Here is a 23,002-nt window from a genome sequence, read left to right on the forward strand (position 1 = left end):
TTTGCGTCACATACCAGTGTTGAACTACTGGTCAGGAAATCCAAAGCTCAGGAGCATTCGCATGCCGCATCTCGTCCCGGACCACACAGTGATCAAAACCCCGCGGATGGTCCCCGGAACCCATGGGGAAGGCGATCCGGTGGATTTGATCCACAGCACATTATCTTACATCCATCGCGGCGTGCCGCCTGTACGGGCAGCGGCGGGCAACAGGGTACACTTGTTCGATCTGGCGTGTCTTGGTCAGTTTGAACGACCTTGGATTCCGGCGCTTAAAGGTTCGGTCACCGATCAGGTTCCCGTCGTTCACAAGCTGCTGGAAAACTGCGGTCATTTCCCGATTGGAGATCACCCCGAACAGACACCCACGTCGCTTATCAATCTCTTACCGAGAAAAGTCTGAGCCATGACAGATCAAACCAAAACCCGTGACCAGCGCGGTCTGACGACCGTATTCGAAATCAGCGGATCGGTTCTGGCCATGGCCTATGCCTTGTTGATCGCGTCGAATACGGGGGCCGAGTTGTTGGGTTTCACCCTTTTGTTAGTGTCCTCGGGCCTGTTCGCGGCCTGGGCCGTGATTGATCGCCGCTGGACGTTCCTGCTATTGCAAGGGTTCTATGCGGCCTCAGCGATCATTGGGTTGATCCGGTGGGCATGAACTTCGCATAGGGCAGTTGCGGGAATCTTGCTAGAACAGCCTTATGCGCAATGAAGACAGAATCAAAATCGGCTTTTTGCTGTTTGACGGCTTTCCCATGGCTTGCCTGACCTCGGTAATCGAGCCGTTGCGGGCGGCCAATGAAATCGCCGGGCAAGAGGCGTTCTGCTGGTCGCTGCTGTCCGAGCGCCAACAGAAAATACGATCCAGCGCAGGTGTCCGGTTCGAGGCCGAGCAATCTCTGGCCGACTGCAAGGATATCGACATCTTGTTCCTTCTCAGCAGCCCAACGTCCGGCTTTGACAACACAACCGTTGGCAACGGTGCTCTGCGCAGTCTTGGACGGCATGGCACTGTATTGGGCGGGATTAGCGGTGGGGTTTTCCCATTGGTCCGGTCCGGGGTAATGGGGGGGCAACCTGTTTCCGTCCATTGGTGCTATGAGGCCGCATTTCTGGCTGAGTTTCCCGAAGTCGACTCGCGTAGCGAGGTGATCGTGAAAACGGCGACACGCTACACTGCAGCCGGTGCCGCTGCCGGGTTCGATCTGGCCCTGCATCTGATCGAGGATCGGCTGGGTGGCGATGTTGCACACGAGGTTGCCTGTTGGTTCCAACATCCGATGATGCGGGGGGCCGGTGTGCGGCAACAGGTTCCGACCACGACCGCGCCGGAAACCGGGGACAGCCTTCCACCGTTGGTGTCGCGCTGCGTCGACCTGTTCGCCGGTCATATGAGCGATCCGATTTCCATCGCAGAGGCCGCACAGCAGATCGGGGTTACGCCGCGCCAGGTGGAACGCGCATTTAAGCAGGCGACGGGCCAAAGCCCCAGCCATTACTATCGCGCCATGCGCATGAAGGCGGCACGGCAGATGGTGGTCTATACCAAAGATCCAATCGCAGACATCGCCGCTGCGATTGGCTATGGTTCAGTGGCGCCGCTTGTGACGCATTATCGGTCGGCCTTTGGGCTAAGCCCCAGCGAAGACCGTCGCAGAATCAACCGCTTCCGTGTCGAAGGTAACGCGCCGCTGCCGTCAGTCTGACGTTGCTTTACAACGCCGACCGCATTGCAGTGACAATGGCATGATGCAACGACCCGGCGGATGAACGGGGGCCATAAATGCTGAACGCCTTATCTGAGTGACAGAGAACAAAGCAGCCAACGTGGTGAATTGAGCAACGAGCGACGCTGCCCGCGTCCATTTTACGAAGATCAAGCATGCACAACAGCTCCAGCACTGCCGGTATTTGATCCCCATTCAGGTCGAACCGTGTCCAACCGTCGGTCTGTTCTGTCACCGACGCGGTATCGCCCAAAGCGGACTTCACCTGATCAGTAAGCTCTTCGTGCGTGTCAAAAGGCGCCTCGATCATCCACTGATCCGGACCGGCCCAAAAGGCGGTGACAGTGTCACCAGCATGTTGGCCGACATTGGGAGCAGGGGCACCGATCAGCTTGGCCAGGGCTTTGCTGGCCTTGGTTTCTTGTCCCATTCGTGCGGCGACAGATGCCAACGCGACGCCCGGAACTTCCAGGCACGTAACCCCGCCAACAGTGTCGACCTGCGGTTCGGACCCGCCCAATGCGGTTATTGCAACTAGATCATGCACGCAGACGCTCTCCTTCGGGGTCAACGAAATGGGCCGATACAATTTCGACTTCGACGGTCAGATCGGTCAATGGGGACACAAGGCGCATTTTCTCGCCCATTCGGTTGGCACCGTCCCTCAAAAGACCCAGCCCGATATTGCTGTTCAGAATGGGCGAATACGCAGCCGAAGTGACATAGCCCTGATCGTGCGCGGCATCCACCGGGCCGGTCGTGTTCATCAAATGGCCACCAGCGGTGACTTTTTCTTCGGGCGATACCGGTTTGATCCCGACCAGCCGCAGGACATCCGGTTCTACCAAGGCCTCTCGTTCGGACAGGGTCGATCCGATGCTGTCTTTCTTTTTCGACACCATCTTACCCAATCCAAGATTCAATGCCGTTGTGGTGCCATTCAACTCGTTGCCGGCCGCGTGGCCCTTTTCGATCCGCATGACGCCCAGCGCTTCGGTGCCGTAGGGGACTACGTCAAATTCTTCGCCGTCGGCCATCAAACGTCGCATAAGGGCGTCGCCATAGCGCGAAGGCACCGCGATTTCGAAGGCCAACTCTCCCGAAAATGAGATCCGGAACAGCCGCGCCCGCAACCCGCCGCAGACCGTAATGTTGCCACAGCCCATGAACGGGAACGCGTCGTTCGAGATGTCGAATTCAGGGTCGACAATCTTTTGCAGCAGCTTGCGCGAATTGGGACCAGCGACAGCATATTGCGCCCAGGATTCGGTGGTCGAGATCAGCTGCACATCCATATCCGGGAACAGGCATTGGCGCACAAATTCCATGTGACGATAGACATTTACCGCGTTGGCCGTGGTCGTTGTGACGACAAAATGATCCTCGGCCAGACGCGCGGCTGTGCCATCATCCATCACCATGCCGTCTTCGCGAAGCATCAGGCCATAGCGGGTTTTTCCCACGGGAAGCTTGGCGAAACCGTTCGCGTAGACGCGGTTCAGGAAATCAGCCGCGTCCGCACCCTGGACGTCGATCTTGCCCAGTGTCGTACAGTCGCACACCCCGACGGAGGCGCGGGTCTGACGGACCTCGCGATCCACGGACTCGCGCCAATGTGTTTCGCCCGGAAGGGGGAACCACTGCGCGCGCAGCCAGTTGCCGACCTCGACAAACACAGCGCCCCGTTCCTTGGCCCAATAATGCGAGGGCGTCAGGCGCGTGGGGTGGAATTCTTGTCCCTTCATCCGACCGGCGAAAGTGCTGATCGGAACAGGCGTGTAGGGCGGGCGGAAAATGGTTGTTCCTGTTTCGGGGATCGTCTTTCCGGCCACCTCGGCCATGATCGCCAATGCGCTGGTGTTCGAGGTCTTGCCCTGATCAGTCGCCATGCCCAGCGTGGTATAGCGTTTCAGGTGTTCAACTGACCGGAACCCTTCCTGATAGCTGAGTTTGACGTCTTTGACGGTCACGTCATTTTGCTGGTCCAGCCATGCGCGTTTGCAGCCTTCGACATACCAGAACGGTTTCTGCGCGATCGGAGTATCCTCGGCCTCCGGCAGGTCGGGCTGAGCATCGCTCAACTCTAATGCTGCCGCAGCAGCTTCGGCACCGGATTTCAATGCGCCGTGGGTGGACATCACCCCGTTCGCCGCACCCGCCACCGATAGCCCGACAGGCAGGTTCGAGCCGGGCACAAAGGCGGCCAGATCGTCGTTCCAGACCGGACGCCCGCGCTGATGGCAGGTCAGGTGCACATTCGGGTTCCACCCGCCCGAAACGCCCAGCGCGCCGCATTCAAGCGTGCGGGTCGAACCGTCGGGCAGGGCAACTTCTACAAAGGTCAAACCAAGACGCCCCTTGGTATTCACAACCTGAGCGCCACTCAAGACTTCGTAATCGTAGTTGACCGGAGCATCTTCACGGACATCGATAACGGCGCAAATGTGAACGCCCTTGGCATGCAAGTCGGCGGCGGCGCGGTGACCGTCGTCGTTGTTGGTAAAGATCGCCACGCGTTGAGAGGCCGTAACCGCAAACCGGTTGGCATAAGTTCGCAAGGCGCTGGCCATCATGATGCCGGGGCGGTCGTTGTTTTCGAACGCGATGGGCCGTTCAGTCGCCCCCGCACACAGCAATGCCTTCTTGGTATAAATGCGCCATAGGATTTGGCGCGGCTTACCGGCGGGTAGGGTGGCCACGTGATCCCCGGTGCGTTCTACAGCGCCGTAGATGCCGTGGTCGAACGCGCCGATGACAGTGGTTCTGGCCATCAGCCGGACGTTGGGCAAGGATGACAGTTCCGCGACGGCCTGCGCTGCCCAATCGCTAGCGCTTTGATCGCCAACCGAAATTGTCTCGCTGTTCAGACGTCCGCCGAACCGAAAGTCTTCGTCTGCCAGAATAACGTCCGCTCCAGCGCGCCCCGCGGTCAGGGCTGCCATCAAGCCCGATGGGCCCGCACCGATGATCAGCAGATCGCAATGGCGGAACCCCTTGTCGTATTCGTCGGGGTCGGCCTCCATGGAGAGCGATCCAAGGCCCGCGGCGCGGCGAATGATCGGCTCATAGACCTTTTCCCAAAAAGCGGCTGGCCACATGAATGTCTTGTAATAGAACCCGGCGGACAGGAAGTTCGAAAACAGATCGTTCACGCCCAAAGCGTCGAATTTCAGGCTTGGCCAACGGTTCTGCGATTGCGCCTCAAGCCCGTCAAACATCTCGATCGTGGTGGCGCGGGTATTGGGTTCCTGCCGGTTGCCGGAGCGCAGCTCGACAATGCCATTGGGTTCCTCGGATCCGGCAGTCAGTAGGCCGCGCGGGCGGTGATACTTGAACGAGCGTCCGATCAACCGCACGTCATTGGCCAGCAAAGCCGAAGCCAGCGTATCGCCGGGATGGGCGGTATAGTTGCGGTTGTCGAACCGGAAATTCACAGTGGTATTGAGGTCGATCTGGCCGCCGCTCAGCCTGTTGTTCTGGGTCATTTGGATCGCCCCCGGGCACGGGCCACGTCGCGCGCCAGTTCTACCTTCGAAATCTCATGCGTGGTGGTGTCACGGGTCACGACCAGCCAGGATCGGTCGCCAGCCTCGTGATACCAGAGTTCTTGATGCTCGCCTGCGGGATTGTCGCGCAAGTAGCCGTATTCATAGAACGCGTCCGCCGCGTTATCGGCCCGCCAATCAGGACGGTTGATCAGTGATGCGTCACCCAGATAGGTGAATTCAGATGCGTCGCGCGGGCCCAGAAGGGGATGGTTGATAATCATTCTCGTGCTCCCCTCAATGCAGGTTGGGCTGATTGCCCACGCCTTTTTCGTCGATCATCCGGCCCGTGCGGAACCGGTCGAGACGATAGGCTGTGGCGGTAGAGTGCGGTTCGTCCTTCGCCAACAGATGCGCAAAACAGTAACCGGACGCCGGGGTCGCCTTGAACCCGCCGTAACACCATCCGCCGTTGAAATAGAGACCCTCGACCGGCGTGCGGTCGATTATGGGTGAGCCATCCATCGACATGTCCATAACACCACCCCACATGCGCAGCAGGCGGGCACGCCCGATCATCGGCATCAATGAGACGCCGCCTTCGCAGACATCTTCGACCACCGGCAGGTTCCCGCGTTGCGCATAGGTGTTGTAACCGTCGATGTCGCCGCCAAAGACCAACCCGCCTTTGTCGGACTGGCTGACATAGAAATGTCCGGCCCCATAGGTGATGACGCTGGGCAGAACGGGCTTCAGACCTTCGGACACAAAGGCCTGCAGCACGTGGCTTTCGATCGGCAGGCGCATGCCCGCCATGCCCATCACCCGACCCGAGTTTCCGGCAACAGCGCAGCCGACTTTGTTAGCCCCGATAAAGCCCTTTGAGGTCTCAACACCGAGGCATTTGCCGTTCTCGATGCGCAGCCCGGTGACTTCGCAATTCTGGATGATGTCGACACCGTGGCTGTCCGCGGATCGGGCAAAGCCCCAGGCCACCGCATCATGGCGCGCGGTGCCGCCCCGCCGCTGAGCCAGACCGCCTTTGATCGGGAAACGCGCGTCGTCGAAATTCAGATAGGGATGTTCTTTGCGTACCTGATCGGCATCCAGCAATTCGGCATCTGCACCGTGCAGGATCATCGCATTGCCGCGCCGCGTATAAGCGTCGCGCTGACCATCCGTGTGGAACAGGTTGAGTATTCCGCGCTGGCTCATCATGGCGTTGTAGTTCAGGTCCTGCTCAAGCCCTTCCCACAGTTTCATCGAGAATTCGTAGAACGGCTCATTCCCGTCCAGCATGTAGTTCGAGCGGACGATCGTTGTATTCCGCCCGACATTGCCTCCGCCGATCCAGCCCTTTTCGACAACCGCGACATTTCGATGACCGTAGACCTTGGACAGGTAATGAGCAGTTGCCAGCCCATGACCACCACCGCCTATGACGATAATGTCGTAATGAGCTTTGGGTTCGGGGTCACGCCAGACCGGTTTCCACCCTTTGTGGCCGGTAAGCGCCTCTTTGATGACTCGAAAGCCTGAATATCGCATGAATCGGACCTTTTTTGCCAGAATTAACTATTTTCCTGCTCAGCGATATCCTCAGATGCGACATTGGTGTGTCTGAATCAGACCCTTTGCTGTGCCGAGCCGGGAACCAATTGTGAAAACCATGATACAAAGGCGTCAACCTCGGGTGATGCGCGCTGCACGGCCAGAAAGTACCCTTCGGCCGCTGGAGCAGTCTCATCGAAAGCACGCGCGACCTGTCCGGTCTGCAGAGCGTGATCAGCGATAAGTGCATTCACCAAGGCCACGCCGTTCCCGGAAGCCGCCAATTGCAAGGCGAGGCCGTAAGAATCGACATAATAGGCCGGGGTATGGATTTTATGACCGGTGACTTCCGCCCAGGTTGACCAGTTGTCTGACGTTCCCACGGCCTCGATCAACGGCAAGTCCTGAAAAGCGCCAACCAAGCCAGGTGCTTTTACCGCAATCAGGTCATTTGGTCGTAAGGGCATTGCATCCCGTCCAACCTGTTTTTCCGACCCGAACCGGATTTCGACATCGGCGCGCAGGGCCGAGTATTCATCGGGCCAGATCGTGCTGACAAAGCGAATGGACGTGTCTGGGTTTTGGTCGCGAAACTGGGGCAGGGCAGGGGAAATCAACCATTCGATGATGCTGATCGACGCCGCAACAGTGACGTGTCTGGCCCGTTCCTCTGCCAAATACGGAGAGGCGGCGGATTGCAGCAATTGCAGTGCGGCTTCGACTTGCGGCAGCAGCTTTCGCCCTTCATCCGTCAAGGAAAGACCGCGCGGGTGCCGATGAAACAGGACGACGCCAAGCCGGGATTCCAGCGACCTGATTTGCTGGCTTACGGCGGATTGGGTCAATCCGATTTCATCCGCCGCAGCTGTTGAGCTCAACCTTCGGGCCGCGGCCTCGAACGACCTGAACCATGTAAGGGGGGGCAGTGTTTTGGGCATGTGCAACCGACCTAGTAGCTTTGTTGATACCTAAGACCCAACTTCTTTCGTTTGTCAAAGTGCCGGCCAATCAAAGATATTTCTCGTACTCAAGATTGGGGGATAACGTGCAGCCGGAAATTCGTAAAATAGTGACCTTCGACGAAGAAGTGCTGATCGAAGGATATCGCAAAGCCGAACGGCCGTGGCGCATGTTCGCCGTGGCAGCGGTTGTCACGAACCCTTGGGCCGGACGTTTCGTCGAAGATCTGCGGCCTGAAATTTTGGCCTATGGCCCAATTCTGGGCCAAGAATTGACCGACAGGATGATCGCGCTGGCCGGAAGCGGCGAGGCGATTGAGGCTTATGGCAAGGCCGCGGTTGTGGGGTTGGACGGAGAGGTCGAGCATGCTTCGGGCCTGATCCACACGCTGCATTTCGGAAATATCTTCCGGCAGGCAGTTGGCGCCAAGTCCTATCTTTCATTCACCAACACCCGGGGGCCTGCGAACACACCGATCATGGTGCCATTGATGGACAAGAACGATGCAGGCCGCCGGTCGCATTACCTGACGCTGCAATTCGCCATCCCCGATGCGCCCCGTGCGGATGAGATTGTTGTGGTTTTGGGCGGAGCAACCTCGGGCCGTCCGCATCATCGTATTGGCGACCGTTATCAGGACTTGAAGGATCTGGGCCATGACGTGGACAACCCGGCCTCGGTCTGACATCGGCGGGCTCGCCGCGATAGACGAAGGCGAAGGCCCGCTTGTGGTTCTGCTCCATGGCGTTGGCTTGCGGGCCGAAGCCTGGGGCGCACAGATCGATGCGCTGTCTGCCGCCGGGTATCGTGTTCTGTGTCCGGATATGCCCGGGCACGGGGAAACCCCGTTCCAAAGTGCTATTGGGCTGGATGGATACGCCAACCCGATCGCGGCCCGATTGACCGAGCCTGCCGTTCTGATTGGGCATTCCATGGGCGCCTTGATCGCTTTGGACATTGCGGCATCGGGTCATGATCAGGTGAGAGGCATTGCCGCGTTGAACGCAATTTACCGCCGAACCCCCGAAGCGCGCGTGGCTGTTACGACACGCGCGGCGGCGCTGGATGCTGAGGCCATGAACGATCCCACCGTGACTTTGCAGCGTTGGTTTGGCGATCAGGTTTCCGAAGAATGCGAAGCCTGTTCGCGTTGGCTAAAAGATGTCGATCCGAGCGCCTACAAAGCGGCCTATACCGTCTTCGCCGAAAGCGATGGACCGACTAACGCACAACTGGGGCAAATCAAATGCCCGGCACTGTTTATGACGGGCGGGGATGAGCCGAATTCCACACCGGGCATGTCACAGGGCATGGCGCAGAAGGTGACAAATGGGCGTGTCGAAATTGTTCCGAACGCCGCCCACATGATGCCCATGACGCACCCGGCTAACGTTAACGCCAATTTGCTTGAGTTCGTTCGGAGGTGCCTGCCATGACCGAGGTTGATACCCGCGCCCTGCGTGATGCTTTCGGCAACTTCATGACCGGCGTGACGGTTGTGACGACCCGGGATACGTCCGGCAACCCGGTCGGGTTCACGGCGAATTCCTTCACGTCTGTGTCGCTTGATCCGCCCTTGCTGTTGGTCTGTCCCGGCAAGTTTCTGTCCACCCACGATACCTTTGCCGGATGCGCGCACTTTGCGGTGAATGTTCTGGCAGATGGGCAGCAGGGCGTCTCGAACACCTTCGCTAGTTTCAAGGGCGACCGATTTGGTCGGGTGGCGCATAGCGACGGGGCCAATGGCTTGCCGCTGATCGACGGAGCGCTGGCGCAGTTCAGTTGTGAAACGCATCAGGCGCTGCCCGCAGGCGACCACACGGTTCTGATTGGTCGTGTCACAGACTTCACCCATATCGGTGGAAACGGTCTGGGCTACGTTAACGGATCGTACTTCAGTCTTGGACTTGAGCGTGAAATGGACGCGCAGGTTCCAACAATCTGCGGCGCGATTGTCGCGGCGAATGGCAAAGTTCTTCTGGAATGCCACCAAGGCGCATTTCGCCCGGTTCAAATCGCCGGTGCAGAACCCGGGGGGCAACGCAACAGGCTGGCACAGGGCCTTTCCGATCGGGGCATTCAGGCGCAGATCGAACAGGTTTATTCTTCGTTCAACGATGCCGAAACGAACCTGCACTATACGTTCTTTCTGGCGTCCTGCGGTCAGACCACCCAGACGGGCAATGCCAAATGGGTAGATATCGGGGATCTGGCCGGTCTGACCTATGCCAGCAAAAGTTTGCACCACATGATGACCCGCTACGCCCTTGAAGCCCGCGAAGGCGTTTTCGGGCTGTATCTCGGTGACGCTGAGCGCGGCGAAATTCACAGTTTCGGTAAAGGAGCCATTTGATGAAGTTTTCACTGTTTGCCCACGTGGAACGTCTGACGCCGGATCAGCCTCACGATGTGCTTTACGATGAATTCGTGAGCCTTGTAAAAATGGCTGACGATGGTGGCATGCGGGCGGTCTGGACCGGCGAACATCACGGGATGGAATTCACCATTGCGCCGAACCCGTTCCTGTCTCTGGTCGATCTGGCACACCACACGCGCAATGTGCGGTTGGGGACCGGGACGGTAATTGCGCCGTTCTGGCATCCTATCAAACTGGCAGGTGAGGCCGCCGCAGCGGATCAGATGACAAAAGGGCGTATCGAGTTGGGGATCGCGCGCGGTGCGTATTCCTATGAATATGAACGCCTGATGCCGGGAATGGACGCATGGGAAGCTGGGCAGCGCATGCGCGAGTCCACCCCGCTGTTGCCTCAGATCTGGAAGGGCGATTGTTCCCATGAAGGCGAGTTTTATGCGTTTCCGGCCGCAACTTCGGCACCGAAACCATATCAGGAGGACGGCCCGCCAATCTGGATCGCGGCGCGGGACCCAAACAGCCATGAATTCGGCGTTCACAACGGATTCAATATTCAGGTCACCCCACTGTGGCAGGGCATGGAAGAGATCGAGACCCTGATGGCGCGGTTCAACGATGCCTGTGACAGCTACGCGGGGCCGCGCCCCAAGATCATGCTGTTGCACCACACCTATGTCGGAAAAGATGACGACGATGTTGCGCAGGGCGTGCAAAATCTGCGCCGTTACTACAATTACTTTGGTGCATGGTTCATGAACAAACGGCCAGTTGAACAGGGCTTGATCAAGCCGATTACCGAAGCCGAGATGGACGCGAACCCGATGTATACCAAAGAAAATTTGGGCCGTGATCTGACAGTTGGGACCGCCCAACAGGTGATCGACCGGATCAAGCGCTATGAAGATCTGGGTTATGACGAGTTTTCGTTCTGGGTCGACAGCGGCATGACCAACGAACGTAAGCGTGCCTCTTTGGCGCGATTCATCGACGACGTGATGCCGGCATTTCAGTGAGGACCACCATGGGAAACCTACCGCATTTTCAGCTGTTCATTGACGGCGTCTGGACCGAAGGATCAGCCTCGCAGGTGATGACGTCACAGAACCCGGCCACGGGCCAGGGGTGGGCCACATTCGCGTGCGCCGCGCCCAGTGATGTTGAACTCGCCATCGCCGCCGCCAAACGGGTTCTGGATGACCCGGAATGGCGGGATATGACACAGACGCAGCGGGGCAAGCTGCTGTATCGTCTTGCCGATCTGGTGGCAGAAAACGCCAAGCGCCTGGGTGAGTTGGAGACGACCGACAGCGGAAAGCTGTTGGCGGAAACCTCGGCGCAAACCGGATATGTTGCCGATTACTACCGCTACTATGCGGGTCTGGCAGACAAGATCGAAGGCACGGTCCTGCCCATCGACAAGCCTGACATGCATGTCTTTACCTCACGAGAACCGATTGGAGTCGTGGCCGCGATCGTGCCGTGGAATGCCCAGATGTTCCTGACCGCGACCAAGCTGGGCCCGGCGTTGGCTGCCGGGTGTTCCGTGGTGCTGAAAGCATCGGAAATCGCGCCCGCACCCATGCTGGAATTCGCCAAGCTGATTGAACAGGCTGGGTTCCCGTCCGGCGTTGTGTCGGTCATCACCGGTGACGCCGAAAACTGTGCAATTCCACTGACCCGCCATCCTGATGTCGACCGAATTGCTTTTACCGGCGGGCCAGAGACCGCCCGCCATGTGGTGCGAAACTCGGCTGAGAACTTTGCGGTCACGTCATTGGAATTGGGTGGGAAATCCCCGATCCTCGTGTTTGAGGACGCCGATATGGACGGTGCAGCAAACGGTCTGATCGCAGGTAACTTCGGCGCATCCGGTCAGAGTTGTGTGGCGGGTACACGGGGGCTGGTGCATCGGTCAATCCTGGAACCTCTGGTCGAACGGATCGCCGAAAAGGCCAGCGCCATCCGGTTGGGTGATCCTTTGCAGCCCGAAACGCATGTTGGACCGCTTTGCACGGCAGCGCAGGTGCGCAAGATCGAAGAGACCTTGGACAAAGCGCAGGGGCAGGGCGCGACGATCCATTTCGGCGGAGAAACTGCAGACCGTCCCGGAAATTACATGAATCCCACTTTGGTCGAATGCGTGTCACCCGAGACCGAAACCTTGAAGATCGAAATGTTCGGACCTGTCATGTCGTTGCTGCCATTCGATACCGAAGAAGAGGCTATCGCGCTGGCAAACAGCACGCCTTACGGGTTGGGGTCGGGCGTGTTCACGCAGAACCTTGCGCGCGCGCATCGCGTATCAAAACGGATTAGGGCTGGGATCTGCTGGGTGAACACTTATCGCGCGATCTCTCCTATCGCGCCGTTTGGCGGGTTCAATCAGTCGGGATATGGCCGCGAGGCCGGCGTTGAGGCGATCCTGGATTACACCAGAACCAAGACCACCTGGATCAGCACCGCGCAAGAGCCGATGGCGAACCCTTTCATAATGCGCTAAGGATTCGGAAAGGCAGGGATTTCCGGAGGGAGGTGAGGGGCGCATGAAACTGACAAAACCGAACTTCCCACCACCGACCGATGCCGCCGACCGCAAGGCCATTGCCCCAGTAATCTGCTACCCACCGGACTCGTTGCAGCAGCCTGATCTGATTGGTTTGGGCCAACTGCGCGAAGGTGCCGTAAAGGTGGCCGAGGCCACTGCTGCCCCGCGTGACGCGGCTTGCATTGATGTTCCGGCTGGCGCTTTCGTCAGAGTGGTTTCGGTCGACGGTCCTCAGGTTGGCGACCTGAACATGTGGAATAAGCATGACCTGACCGAGCGGTTCTATTCCGGCAAAACCCGCGCGCTGCACGGCACGCACCTATCGACCGGAGACCGGATGTGGTCGAGCTTTCCCAACATGCGACCGATGGCGACGATCGTTGCCGATACTCTGGACTGGTATGGGTTCGATACCTATGGCGGATCGGTCCATGACGTGATTGGCACACGGTGTGATCCGTATACCGGGCGTTTGCTATCGGGGGACGACTATCACTATTGCTGCCACTCGAACCTGACCCGCGCGCTAGCCAGCCATTGCGACCTGCCGCTGCATGAGGCCGAAATGCTGGTGCATGACGTACTGAACGTGTTCATGTGCACCGGATTTACCCGCGACACGGGCCAGTATTTCATGAAGGCCAGCCCGGTGCGGCCTGGCGATTATCTCGAGTTCTATGCCGAGATTGACCTGATCGTCGGCCTGTCTGCTTGCCCCGGCGGGGATTGTTCGTCGGAACATTCTTCGGATGCCGCTGCCTGCCATCCGTTGGTGATGGAGGTCTATGATCCCGGCGAGAAAGCGCGTGCGGCGCATGTGCAACCGGATCGATCAAAATATGACCGCACGCACGGAACCGGTTAACGAGTCAGGCGCTGACCCAAACGGGTTAACATTCTGCAGCACATGTCCAACTGTTCGATTTCAAGAAACTCGTCCGCCTTGTGGGCCTGAGCGATCGAACCCGGCCCGCAGACGATCGCGTGAACGCCCAGTTTCTGGAACAACCCGGCCTCGGTCGCAAAGGCGACAACACCAGTGCCGTTCGCGCCTGTTAGCTCAGCCACCAAATCACGGGCCGCGTTTTCTTCCATGGGTTCAAGGCCTTCGACCTCGGCGATAGCCTCTTGCGTGATGCTCGAGTCGCTGTGGACCGCTTGCATTTCCGGCAACAGTGAATGCTGTACGTAGTCCGAAAGGGTCTTTTTGACGAGGTCGGCGTCGCTTGCTTGCACGGGCCGCATCTCCCACAAGACCTCGGCCTTGCTGGCTATGACGTTATGGGCAACGCCGCCTGAAATTTGGCCGATATTGACCGTCGTCCAAGGCGGCTCGAACCGGCTGTCGGCGGGTGCGCGGGACTTGAGGATATGGCGCAGCTCCAGCAGTTTGCCGATGTATCGCGCGGCATACTCCGCAGCATTCACCCCGTCATCGGGGGCAGAGCTGTGTCCCTCTAACCCGGTAAAGCGAGTTGTATATTCAAAGCAGCCCTTGTGCCCCTCAATCACGCGCATCTCAGTCGGTTCGCCGATAATCGCGATGTCCGGAACGATGCCGCGTTCGGACAAGTCATCGACCAGCGCTTGCGCACCAAGGCAGCCGACTTCCTCATCGTAAGTAAAGGCAAAGTGCAGCGGCTGGGTCAGCTTCCCGACATCCAGCGTTTCGCCGAAAGCCACCGCCGCAGCGATAAAGCCCTTCATGTCGCACGTGCCGCGACCGTAGAGTTTGCCGTCATTTTCAGCCATCTGGAACGGATCGGTCGTCCAGTCCTGATCGGCCACCGGTACCACGTCCGTATGGCCGGACAAAAGGATGCCGCCGGGTTGATCCGGCCCGACGGTGGCAAACACGTTGGCCTTTGCCCCGGTCTTGTCTCGAGTGACGATACACCTCGCACCGAATGCCTCGAGCCGTTCGGTCAGGTAGTTGATCATTTCCAGATTCGAATCCGCAGATACCGTCTCAAAAGCAATCAGGTCGGCCAGTATTTCCATGGTTCTAGGTAAAGTCATGGCTTCACAAACAGCATTCTGGGGCGGTTGCAGAAACATTCGGCGGGACCCGACTCAGTGATTAGGATCGGCTCGGTGATCTCCAACCCCCAATCGTCCATCCAGAGGCCGGGCATGAAGTGAAAGGTCATGCCGGGTTCCAGTACGGTCTCGTCCTCGGGTCGCAGGGAAATCGTGCGTTCGCCCCAATCGGGTGGGTAGCTGAGGCCAATCGGATAACCGCATCGCGCGCCGCGCTTGATACCCGCCCGTTCCAGCGGGTCAGCTAGAGCCAACGCGATATCACGCGCCTGATTGCCGGCCCGCGCGGCCTCTAGTCCCGCTTCAAGCCCTTCTACCAGGGCGGCTTCAGCACGAAGCAAATAGTCGGGTGGCTTACCCAAAAAGACCGAGCGGCAGAAGGGCGCGTGGTAACGGCGATAGCATCCTGACAGTTCGAAAAATGTACACTCTCCGGATTTGAATGGTTCACCGTCCCAAGTCAGGTGCGGTGCGGCGGCATCCGGGCCGGACGGGAGCAGCGGCACAATGGCCGCGTAATCGCCCCAATCCTCGCCAACTCCGGTGACTGCGTCATGGTAGATTTGCGCGACGAGGTCGTTCTTGCGCATACCCGGTTCGATGCGCTCCAATACGCCGTCGGTCACATGCTCGGATATCCGCGCAGCTTTTCGCATTAGCGCAATTTCCTCATCGGATTTCACGGCACGCTGCCAGTTCACCAATGTGTTTGCGTCGACCAGCTCTGCGTCGGGCAACTCTGCCAGCAAAGTCAGGTGCGCTTTGGCTGAATAATAATAATTGTCCAACTCGACACCGATCCGCCCCTTCGCGATACCAGTATCCGCAATCAGCGCTGCCAGATCCTGCATGGGGTGACGCACGGTGGATTGTACGTATTCGTCCGCATAGCCGTGGATCCGGTCATTGGACATCCAAACAGTTTTACGCGCGCCGTTGGCATCCTGATTTCGGCCCCACCAGATCGGGTCGGCATCCTGAAGCACAAGTACCCCTTGATGCACATAGAACGACCAGCCCTCATAGCCCGTCAGCCATGCCATGTTTGAAGGATCTTCGACAAACAAAGCATCCAACCCGGCGGCTGCCATGGCGGCGCGGGTCTTTGCCAATCTGCGGTCGTACTCGGCGCGGCTGAAGGCCGGATCTGAATGGGGCATTTTAGGCTCCTGCCTTGGGCGAGTTTTGTTGACAGAACTTGACGAATGCGATCACGTCAATGGGCATCACGGGAAAGACACCAAATTGAGAATCTCACCTACGCCCCATCGCGGCGGACAAAAGCTGATCAATGGCACTTGCTTGAGAATTGACGCAGACGCGCAGGTTATCCACTTTTTCTCTGAGGTCACGGAATGAGGGGGTTTGACACATCTGAGTTCGCAGCACGTACGGAACGCGCGCAAAACAAGATGCAAGCCTCTGGTCTGTCGGCCCTTTTGCTGACGACGGAACCTGAGGTCCGATATTTTACCGGCTACCTGACGCGTTTTTGGGAAAGCCCAACACGGCCCTGGTTTCTGATTGTACCTGCCAGTGGCAAGCCGATTGCGGTGATCCCTTCGATCGGGGCCGCGCTTATGGCCGAGACATGGCTCGACGATATCCGAACCTGGGCTGCGCCGGATCTGGCCGACGATGGCATTAGCCTTTTGGCTGATACACTCCGCGAGGTGACGCCCGACGACGCAAAGATCGGACTACCAGATGGGCATGAAACGCATGTGAGGATGCCGTTGGCAGACCTTCGACGTCTGCAACAGACAGTCGGTCAGCGAGACCTTTGCGGCGATGAAGGGATCGTACGCGCGCTGCGGATGGTGAAATCATCAGCGGAGATTGCAAAGATTGAAACGGCATGCGCCATCGCCGGGCGTGCCTTTCAGCGGGTTCCCGAAATCGCCAAAGAAGGCGTGGCGCTGGATGCTGTGTTTCGCCGGTTTCAAATGCTGTGCCTGGACGAGGGGGCCGATTGGGTTCCCTACCTTGCCGGTGGTGCGGAACAGGGTGGGTATACCGACGTAATTTCCCCGGCATCTGATACGCTGCTGCAGCAAGGCGATGTCTTGATGCTGGACACCGGCCTGGTTTGGGATGGGTATTTCAGTGATTACGACCGCAACTGGTCAATAGGGTCCGCGAGCCAGCAGGTTAAGTCGGCCTACAGTGCTTTGATTGAAGCATCGGATGCGGCATTCGAGATTGCGCGTCCGGGCTCCACGGCGGCTGACTTGTTTCAGGCGATGAACTCTGTGCTGTCGCGCCACGATGCTGACACTGGGGCAGGGCGTTTGGGGCATGGTTTGGGGATGTCTTTGACAGAATGGCCATCTCTCATTCCAACCGACCACACAGTTTTGGAACCAGGCATGGTCCTGACGCTTGAACCGGGCATTGCCGTGGGTGGAAAGATCCTTGTCCACGAAGAAAACATCGTCATAACCGAAGAAGAGCCCCGCTTTCTTAGCCCTCGCGCTGGTATGGAGTTGCCCGAGATATGACGCGATTACCCTATACAGTTGATGCAGATGATCCCGCCACGCCCCCAATGGGTCTGATCGTCTTGCAGACAGACGAGACCCTTGAGCCGGAATTCAACGCGTATTTTTCTGATCGTAGCTGTCCGATTTATGTCTCCAGAATTCCCAGCGGCAAAGAGGTGACGACAGATACTCTGGCGGAAATGGAAACCGCGTTACCTGCCGCTGCCGATCTGTTGCCCAAGACCCGACCATATCGTGTGGTTGGTTATGGCTGCACCTCTGCCAGCTCGGTTATCGGCTCGGATCAGGTCGAACAAATGGTTCAAAAAACTTGCGAGGCAGAGGTTGTTACAAACCCATTGCGCGCGGCCTCGGCCTGCGCCCACGAACTTGGCGTAGCAAAGTTTGCACTTTTGTCGCCATATATCGAAGAAGTGAACGATCCCTTACGCCATGCATTTGCGCAAAATGGCATTTCGATGGATGTTTTTGGCACATTCGGCGAAGCCGAAGAGGCCAAAGTCGCGCGGATTTCACGGAAGTCTCTGATTGAGGCTGCAGTGAGTCTTGGGCAGGATGATTCAGTTGAAGCTGTTTTTCTAAGCTGCACGAATCTAAGAACTTTTGATGTTATTCCGATTGTGCAGGAACGCCTTAAAAAACCGGTGCTTTCCAGCAATCAAAGCCTTGCGTGGCACATGCGCAAGTTGAATTCTGCCTGAAAACTCTGCTGCTTCCTTTTTAATCGTTACCTACGTGTCATATTTTGGTTGCGTGCCGCACCCTGCATGTCCTTAAATGGCCTCGACAAGTCTTTGAGATCCGGATGAACCGGGCAGGCAAGGACTGCACAGGGGAGACTAATCGGTAAATGTCCAATGACGCAGCGTTCGTCGAGTTTCAGCATGTCCAAAAATCTTATGATGGCGAGATCCTTGTTGTAAAAGACCTTAACCTTTCCATGCCGAAGGGTGAGTTTCTTACAATGCTTGGGCCCTCGGGATCCGGCAAGACAACTTGCCTGATGATGCTGGCAGGGTTTGAAACAGCCACACATGGCGAGATTATGTTGGACGGACGGCCGATCAACAACATCCCACCGCACAAGCGCGGTATCGGCATGGTTTTCCAGAACTACGCTCTTTTTCCGCACATGACGGTGGCAGAAAATCTGTCTTTCCCTCTGGAAGTGCGGAATATCGGCAAGGACGCAAGAGAAGAGAAAGTCCGCCGGGCGCTTGATATGGTGCAGATGGGGGCCTTTGGCAGCCGTCGACCGGCGCAATTGTCCGGTGGTCAGCAACAGCGGATCGCCCTCGCGCGCGCGTTGGTGTTCGAACCCGAGCTGGTTCTGATGGATGAACCACTGGGCGCGCTCGACAAACAGCTGCGCGAGCATATGCAGTTTGAAATCACGCGTCTGGCCCATGAACTTGGGATTACGACCGTCTACGTGACCCACGACCAAACCGAAGCGCTGACAATGTCGGATCGCGTTGCCGTATTTGACGATGGGCGCATTCAACAGCTTGCGCCGCCGGATCTTCTGTATGAAGAGCCAGAGAACAGCTTTGTTGCTCAGTTTATCGGTGAAAACAACACGTTGGAAGGCGTTATTAAGTCAATTAACGGCGACGAATGTGTTGTAGCGCTGGATGACGGATCTGAAATTGACGCCAAGCCGGTCAATGTCCATGCGGCAGGTGATCGAACGAAAGTGTCGATCCGGCCTGAGCGTGTGGAATTCAACAAGGATCGCCTGCACGCCGATGCGCATACCCTGAAAGCAACGGTGAAAGAGTTCATCTACATGGGTGATGTATTCCGGTTCCGGCTTTCAGTTGCCGGGAACGACGACTTCATCATCAAAACGCGAAACGCCCCGGACGCGATCAAACTGTCACCGGGCCAAGAAGTCGAGATCGGCTGGCTTGCGCGTGACTGTCGGGCGTTGGACGCCTGATCAGGGAACAACCCGTTCACGACACCAAAGTGCGCGGGGAAAGGCATGGGTGGGTTACCCCGTGGCCCAACCAAAAAGATCAAAATTAACGGGAATAACAGGGAGTTAACGATGAAAGTAACAAAAACCACTCTTATGGCAGGTGCTATCGCGGCAGTTGCCGGCGCTGCATCAGCCGAAGAAATGACAATTGTCTCATGGGGCGGCGCATACTCCAAGTCGCAGCTGAAAGCATATCACGAGCCCTATTCCGAGAAGTCCGGCGTCACGATCCTGAACGACGACAGCTCGGCCGAGGCGGTTGCGAAACTGCGTGCGATGAACGAAGCGGGTAACGTTACCTGGGACGTGGTCGACGTTGTGGCGGCAGACGCAATTCGTCTGTGTGACGAAGGTTTGGCGCTGGAAATCGATCCGGACACCATGCTGGCCCCGGCACCTGACGGAACCTCGGCTGCCGATGATTTCGGTGACTTGCTTGTCAGCGAGTGTTTCATTCCGCAAATCGTTTATTCGACTACATTCGGGTATCGCACGGATCTGGTGGGTGACACACCGCCGTCGGATGTTTGCGCAGTCTTCGATCTGGAAGCGTATCCTGGCAAGCGTTCGCTTGAAAAGCGTGCCATCAACAACATGGAATGGGCGCTGATTTGTGATGGCGTAGCCAAAGACGACGTCTATGACGTGCTGGCGACTCCTGAAGGGCAGGATCAGGCCCTGGCCAAGCTAGGCACCATCAAAGACAACGTTGTCTGGTGGTCTGCAGGCGCGGACACGCCGCAGTTGCTGGCGGACGGCGAGATCATCATGGGTTCGACCTATAACGGTCGCCTGTTCAGCGTGATCGAAGAGCAGAAGCAACCCGTTGCAATGCTGTGGGATGCGCAGATCTTTGATCTGGACGGCTGGATTATTCCTGCTGGTCTGAGCGAAGAGCGCCAGAAGCGCGCGCTGGACTACATTATGTTCGCAACCGATACGCAGCGCCTGGCGGATCAGGCCAAGTACATCTCGTACGGTCCGGCCCGCGCATCTTCGGCGCCGCTGGTGGGTCAGCACGCGGACCTGGGCATCGACATGGCACCTCACATGCCGACCGATCCCGAGAACGCCAAGAACACGTTCCTGTACAACTACGAGTTCTGGGCTGACTATCGCGATGACATCGAAGCAAAGTTCCAGGCTTGGCTGGCGAAGTAATCGCTGATTGAACCAAAAAACCAGCCGGGGCCAAGTTGGGCCCCGGCGTCAAAAAGTCAGGGAACGCAGATGAGCGACGCAACTCAATCAGGTCCGATGTTGGCGGCAGATGGTACGCCGCTGAAGAAATCACTGGCGCGTTCATTGCGTCGGCGTAAATTGCGGGCGTTGGCTCTAGTTGCGCCACTTTTGCTATTTGTACTGCTATCATTCGTCATACCTATCATTTCCATGCTATTCCGATCGGTCGAAAACGGGATAGTCTCAGAGACACTTCCTTTGACTGTCGTTGAGTTACAGCAATGGGACGCCGAGAGCGGGGAATTGCCGGACGAAGCTTTGTATGAAGCATTTATTCGCGACATGGTTGTTGCCGTTGACGCCAAGCAACACACAAGACTAGGTACCCGCTTGAACTACGAACAGACGGGAATGTCGTCGATGTTCCGAAAATCTGGACGCCAGATCAAGCGGTTGGATACGGAAGCTGACGCCCCGTTCAAGGAAAAATTGATCGAAATTCACGATGGTTGGGGGGACGTGGACACGTGGCGCGTGATCAAGACGCACGCGGTGCCGATCACCAATGGATACTTTCTGAACGCTATTGATATGCAGCGCACACCCGAAGGGGCGCAAGCGCAACCCGAAGATAAGCGCATCCTCATCAAGCTGTTCGGCCGGACATTGTTCATGTCGCTGATCATTACCGGGGCCTGTATTCTGCTGGCCTATCCAGTTTCTTACCTGCTCGCCAATCTGCCGATGCGGGCTTCAAACATGCTGATGATTTTGGTGCTGTTGCCATTCTGGACCTCGCTGCTTGTGCGCACCTCCGCCTGGAAAGTGATGTTGCAGCAGCAGGGTGTGATCAACGAAACGCTGGTCTGGCTGGGCTTTGTTGCCGATGATGCGAGGCTGGTGATCATCAACAATCAATTCGGCACGATCATTGCGATGACGCATATCCTGCTGCCGTTCATGATCCTGCCGATGTATTCGGTCATGCAGACGATTCCGCCGTACTATACCCGTGCGGCCAAATCCATGGGCGCCACCAACTGGACGACTTTCTGGCGGATTTACTTCCCGCAATCGATACCGGGTATCGGCGCGGGTTCGATCCTCGTATTCATTCTTGCCATCGGGTACTACATCACTCCCGAGATCGTTGGCGGCACCAAAGGTGTCTTCATTTCGAACCGGATTGCGTACCACATCTCATCCTCTCTGAACTGGGGACTGGCTGCGGCGCTGGGGACGATCCTGCTGGCGGTCGTTCTTCTACTCTACTGGTGCTACGACAAGATCGTCGGCATTGATAACGTCAAGCTGGGATAAAGAATATGGCTGCACTTACACCAATATCCCGCAAACCGTTGTCCGTGGTTCTGCCGGCTGTCGCAATCGCCGGAGGATTTCTGGGCATGTTCGTCGGAGCCGGGCAGGACAACGTTCTGCTGGGCATTCTGATCGGCGCTGCTTTGATGGCAGGGCTGGCATGGCTGTATATCAACGTGCTGGACAACGAACGCGTTGCGCGCTGGATTACGATACTGGGTCTTGCTGCAATTGGATTTTTCTTCGCAGGCATTACGGGCTTGATCGTCGGGCTGCTGGCGGGGTGGTTCTTTGCCTTCTTCATCTTCTGGCTCTACGAGGGGCGCTATCGGCAAAAATTGCTGCCTTACATGACGGCTGGTCAGGTGTTGTGGCATTTTACTTTCCGGGTGATCTGCGGGGCAATCTTCGTGTTCCTGATCACGCCGATCCTTGTGGTACTGCCGCTGTCTTTCAATGCGCAGGACTTTTTCACCTTTACGCCCGAAATGCTGCGTCTGGACCCTGAAGGGTATTCGCTGAAGCACTACCGCGACTTTTTCACCAACAATGAATGGCAGCGTAGCTTCAAGAACTCGCTGATCATCGCACCAATTGCGACCATCATTTCGGTATCGCTGGGCACTCTGGCGGCGATAGGCCTCAGCCAGTCGCATGTTCCGGGGCGTCGGGCCATCATGGGCATTCTGATCTCGCCAATGATCGTTCCGCTGATCATCTCGGCCACGGGTATGTTCTTTTTCTACAGCGACATCGGCCGTTTTTTGGAAGGTACGCTGGGCATGAACAAGAACTTCGTCGGCTATGTGAAAGTCGTGCTGGCCCACGCGGTTCTGGGGATTCCCTTCGTCATCATCACGGTGACCGCAACGCTAGTCGGGTTTGACCAATCCCTGACGCGGGCTGCTGCGAATATGGGTGCAGGTCCGGTGCGGACGTTCTTCAAGATCCAGATGCCGCTGATTTTGCCGGGTGTAATCTCGGGCGGATTGTTTGCCTTCATCACTTCGTTTGACGAAGTTGTGGTGGTTCTCTTTGTCGGATCAGCCAGCCAAAAGACATTGCCTTGGCAGATGTTCACCGGCCTTCGTGAACAGATCAGCCCGACCATTCTGGCCGTTGCGACCATCCTTGTCGTGATCTCTATCGCGCTGCTGACCACGGTCGAACTGCTGCGGCGGCGGTCTGAACGCCTGCGGGGTCTCACCCCGGCTTGACGCGACTCAAAAGCTGATTTAGCGATTTCACCATGTACCCCGGTCACGATGGCGTCGTGACGCAACGCGGGGTGCATGGCTCTCGGATCCCGAGGCCGCTCGTCCTGAAC

The 23,002-nt window shown here is 57.5% G+C and carries 22 protein-coding genes; 15 read left to right on the top strand and 7 right to left on the bottom strand.

Annotated elements, in window-relative coordinates:
• Positions 1-61 precede the first annotated feature (61 nt).
• The 3 genes from AC2FJF_RS02050 to AC2FJF_RS02060 are packed head-to-tail and all read left to right on the top strand — an operon-like array spanning position 62 to position 1,709.
• Positions 62-403, top strand: a complete 342-nt coding sequence (locus tag AC2FJF_RS02050) for a hypothetical protein (protein ID WP_496722497.1) — start codon at positions 62-64, stop codon at positions 401-403.
• Between the two features lie 3 nt (positions 404-406).
• Entirely contained in the window at positions 407-661 is a 255-nt protein-coding gene (locus AC2FJF_RS02055; RefSeq protein WP_496722499.1) for a hypothetical protein, read from the top strand.
• A 43-nt stretch (positions 662-704) separates the two neighbouring features.
• Positions 705-1,709, top strand: a complete 1,005-nt coding sequence (locus tag AC2FJF_RS02060; protein WP_496722501.1) for a GlxA family transcriptional regulator — start codon at positions 705-707, stop codon at positions 1,707-1,709.
• 7 nt (positions 1,710-1,716) lie between these two features.
• On the opposite strand, the gene AC2FJF_RS02065 is transcribed toward AC2FJF_RS02060, so the two are convergent.
• The 5 genes from AC2FJF_RS02065 to AC2FJF_RS02085 form a co-directional block, all read right to left on the bottom strand.
• Positions 1,717-2,277 carry a sarcosine oxidase subunit gamma gene (locus AC2FJF_RS02065; RefSeq protein ID WP_496722503.1) on the bottom strand — a complete coding sequence of 187 codons (561 nt, stop codon included), beginning with the start codon at positions 2,275-2,277 and terminating at the stop codon, positions 1,717-1,719.
• The gene (locus tag AC2FJF_RS02070) at positions 2,270-5,215 is read right to left on the bottom strand and encodes a sarcosine oxidase subunit alpha family protein (protein ID WP_496722505.1); all 2,946 of its coding nucleotides are present in this window, start codon (positions 5,213-5,215) and stop codon (positions 2,270-2,272) included. The genes AC2FJF_RS02065 and AC2FJF_RS02070 overlap by 8 nt, the downstream gene beginning before the upstream one ends.
• Positions 5,212-5,499, bottom strand: a complete 288-nt coding sequence (locus AC2FJF_RS02075) for a sarcosine oxidase subunit delta (RefSeq protein ID WP_496722507.1) — start codon at positions 5,497-5,499, stop codon at positions 5,212-5,214. The genes AC2FJF_RS02070 and AC2FJF_RS02075 overlap by 4 nt, the downstream gene beginning before the upstream one ends.
• A 13-nt stretch (positions 5,500-5,512) precedes the next feature.
• Positions 5,513-6,763, bottom strand: a complete 1,251-nt coding sequence (locus AC2FJF_RS02080) for a sarcosine oxidase subunit beta family protein (RefSeq protein ID WP_496722509.1) — start codon at positions 6,761-6,763, stop codon at positions 5,513-5,515.
• 77 nt (positions 6,764-6,840) lie between these two features.
• Positions 6,841-7,704, bottom strand: a complete 864-nt coding sequence (locus AC2FJF_RS02085) for a LysR family transcriptional regulator (RefSeq protein ID WP_496722511.1) — start codon at positions 7,702-7,704, stop codon at positions 6,841-6,843.
• Between the two features lie 107 nt (positions 7,705-7,811).
• Between AC2FJF_RS02085 and AC2FJF_RS02090 the strand changes: the two genes are divergently transcribed.
• The 6 genes from AC2FJF_RS02090 to AC2FJF_RS02115 are packed head-to-tail and all read left to right on the top strand — an operon-like array spanning position 7,812 to position 13,510.
• Entirely contained in the window at positions 7,812-8,411 is a 600-nt protein-coding gene (locus tag AC2FJF_RS02090) for an amino acid synthesis family protein (protein WP_109311679.1), read from the top strand.
• A complete protein-coding gene (locus tag AC2FJF_RS02095; RefSeq protein WP_496722514.1) occupies positions 8,383-9,162 on the top strand; it encodes an alpha/beta fold hydrolase in 780 nt (259 codons plus the stop codon). The genes AC2FJF_RS02090 and AC2FJF_RS02095 overlap by 29 nt, the downstream gene beginning before the upstream one ends.
• On the top strand, positions 9,159-10,079 hold the full coding sequence (locus AC2FJF_RS02100) for a flavin reductase family protein (RefSeq protein WP_496722516.1): 921 nt from the start codon (positions 9,159-9,161) through the stop codon (positions 10,077-10,079). Before AC2FJF_RS02095 ends, AC2FJF_RS02100 begins: the two co-directional genes overlap by 4 nt.
• The gene (locus AC2FJF_RS02105) at positions 10,079-11,113 is read left to right on the top strand and encodes an LLM class flavin-dependent oxidoreductase (protein WP_496722518.1); all 1,035 of its coding nucleotides are present in this window, start codon (positions 10,079-10,081) and stop codon (positions 11,111-11,113) included. The genes AC2FJF_RS02100 and AC2FJF_RS02105 overlap by 1 nt, the downstream gene beginning before the upstream one ends.
• Positions 11,114-11,121: 8 nt before the next feature.
• Complete coding sequence (locus AC2FJF_RS02110) at positions 11,122-12,600, top strand: aldehyde dehydrogenase (protein WP_496722519.1); 1,479 nt, start codon at positions 11,122-11,124, stop codon at positions 12,598-12,600.
• Positions 12,601-12,643: 43 nt separating this feature from the next.
• Positions 12,644-13,510, top strand: coding sequence for an urea carboxylase-associated family protein (locus AC2FJF_RS02115; RefSeq protein ID WP_496722521.1), 867 nt, complete (start codon positions 12,644-12,646; stop codon positions 13,508-13,510).
• Here AC2FJF_RS02115 and argE read toward each other — a convergent pair.
• Together argE and AC2FJF_RS02125 are read right to left on the bottom strand one after the other, a co-directional pair.
• Entirely contained in the window at positions 13,507-14,664 is a 1,158-nt protein-coding gene (argE, locus tag AC2FJF_RS02120; RefSeq protein ID WP_496722523.1) for an acetylornithine deacetylase, read from the bottom strand. The two genes, AC2FJF_RS02115 and argE, sit on opposite strands and share 4 nt — an antisense overlap.
• Positions 14,661-15,845 carry a M24 family metallopeptidase gene (locus AC2FJF_RS02125; protein ID WP_496722525.1) on the bottom strand — a complete coding sequence of 395 codons (1,185 nt, stop codon included), beginning with the start codon at positions 15,843-15,845 and terminating at the stop codon, positions 14,661-14,663. The genes argE and AC2FJF_RS02125 overlap by 4 nt, the downstream gene beginning before the upstream one ends.
• A gap of 195 nt (positions 15,846-16,040) precedes the next feature.
• On the opposite strand from AC2FJF_RS02125, the gene AC2FJF_RS02130 reads away from it, so the two are divergent.
• The 6 genes from AC2FJF_RS02130 (at position 16,041) to AC2FJF_RS02155 (ending at position 22,892) form a co-directional block, all read left to right on the top strand.
• Positions 16,041-17,186 (top strand): M24 family metallopeptidase, encoded by a 1,146-nt coding sequence (locus AC2FJF_RS02130; RefSeq protein WP_496722527.1) that lies wholly within the window; start codon positions 16,041-16,043, stop codon positions 17,184-17,186.
• Positions 17,183-17,890 carry a maleate cis-trans isomerase family protein gene (locus tag AC2FJF_RS02135; RefSeq protein WP_496722528.1) on the top strand — a complete coding sequence of 236 codons (708 nt, stop codon included), beginning with the start codon at positions 17,183-17,185 and terminating at the stop codon, positions 17,888-17,890. The genes AC2FJF_RS02130 and AC2FJF_RS02135 overlap by 4 nt, the downstream gene beginning before the upstream one ends.
• Positions 17,891-18,039: 149 nt before the next feature.
• A complete protein-coding gene (locus AC2FJF_RS02140; RefSeq protein WP_496720180.1) occupies positions 18,040-19,131 on the top strand; it encodes an ABC transporter ATP-binding protein in 1,092 nt (363 codons plus the stop codon).
• 111 nt (positions 19,132-19,242) lie between these two features.
• Entirely contained in the window at positions 19,243-20,334 is a 1,092-nt protein-coding gene (locus AC2FJF_RS02145) for an extracellular solute-binding protein (protein ID WP_108858772.1), read from the top strand.
• Between the two features lie 69 nt (positions 20,335-20,403).
• Complete coding sequence (locus AC2FJF_RS02150; protein WP_496722532.1) at positions 20,404-21,675, top strand: ABC transporter permease; 1,272 nt, start codon at positions 20,404-20,406, stop codon at positions 21,673-21,675.
• Positions 21,676-21,680: 5 nt separating this feature from the next.
• Entirely contained in the window at positions 21,681-22,892 is a 1,212-nt protein-coding gene (locus AC2FJF_RS02155) for an ABC transporter permease (RefSeq protein WP_108858770.1), read from the top strand.
• The last annotated feature ends 110 nt before the right edge of the window (positions 22,893-23,002 follow it).

Source organism: Ruegeria sp. CDSB013, assembly GCF_059611165.1.